Origin of the sequence: Vibrio sp. Vb1755, assembly GCF_033338635.1 — a bacterium.
GTDB lineage: Bacteria > Pseudomonadota > Gammaproteobacteria > Enterobacterales > Vibrionaceae > Vibrio > Vibrio alginolyticus.
The window spans coordinates 1-1,180 of sequence record NZ_JAWOTA010000259.1 but is presented as its reverse complement, the minus strand read 5'-3'; the positions used below and the strand labels follow the sequence as shown (position 1 = coordinate 1,180).

The 1,180-nt window shown below is 44.6% G+C and carries 1 protein-coding gene and 1 pseudogene; one reads left to right on the top strand and one right to left on the bottom strand.

Features of this window, described 5'->3' with window-relative positions:
• A partial coding sequence (locus R7E00_RS24355; RefSeq protein ID WP_256627043.1) for a DUF3080 family protein occupies positions 1-97 on the top strand: 97 nt, incomplete at its 5' end.
• Here the strand turns inward: R7E00_RS24355 and R7E00_RS24350 are convergent.
• Positions 87-929, bottom strand: a pseudogene (locus R7E00_RS24350) (DNA ligase). The gene R7E00_RS24355 and the pseudogene R7E00_RS24350 overlap by 11 nt on opposite strands.
• Positions 930-1,180 lie beyond the last annotated feature (251 nt).

Below are 1,180 nucleotides of genomic sequence, written 5' to 3'. Positions count from 1 at the left end.
TGAGCAATTTAGAACAAAGACCCTCGAACATGTTAAGTTCTGGCAGGGTCTTTTTAAACGTTGTGGCGTGGTAGTGGGAAACTCACCTACTCCTTGAATCGTTCTCTCAAAAAGCGAGCAAATCTTGGTTTCCCCGTTTGGGTAAATCCGTTGTATCTAAACGTAATGGTAGAACCGATTTTCGGCGGATGGCGACGAACTTCATCCGTAAAACCGCTGCCGATGTAAAACTCTGTACCATCTGGCAAACGCACGAGCATTGCGCCCATCATCCCAAGCAAACGCCCCGTTCCCGGTTTGTAGCCAACCACTTGAGCTTCTGTGTCGGCGTAGCGCTTTAGTTTAAGTAAGTCGCTTCCTCTGCCCGCTTGGTAACGGCTCGACACTTTACGCAGCATCACGCCTTCGCCATCGGACAAGGAAATTTTATCCAGTTGAGCAAACAAATGTTGCTCGTTTTGGATAGCTCGGTGCTCAACGTATTTGATGTGGTGCTCATCAATATCAAATACTAACCCCTGAATGTTGTAATAACGTTTTCGGTACTATCCTGCGGAATACGGCATGTCAAACACCATAAAATCGATTTCGCGCCACGCGCTATCAATTGGTGTTTTATCAAGAACGGTTTGCTGAACAATGTGAAAATTTCCGCGTCCGGCCCAAAGCTCACCATCCAATGGATAGTTCGGGAGTGACTCAGTGAACCACTCGGGCGCATAAATTCGGTTTCCGTTTCGGGTCACGAGGTGTTGACCTGTCCAGTAGGCTCGAATTCCATCGAGTTTCTCACTGTACCAATACTCAGAAACATCTATTCCATCTTGATAGGTTTCAGCAAGAGAGACGGGCGGAGCTATAGGTGTATTCGCTTGGGGCTGCGCAGATGCCATAACGGCAAGGGCAATCAATGTCATTTTTAATGGCATGGGGGAACCTTGTACAAAAAAGCATCTTTATTGAAACGTAACTCCACCGATTTACCTATTTGTCAGTGTTAATTCTTCGACTCAGAACAATCAACATAAGTAATGGTTTGCAATGTAAATCATAAAGTTTAGACAGGTATTGCATTTGTTTTTTCAGCTCACGTTAATGGCACGGTTATAAAGCCAAACTCTCCTCTTCAATTTTCAATCTGCATCTAAATCATCGTTCATTTTTGATTCTCAAATTGAGA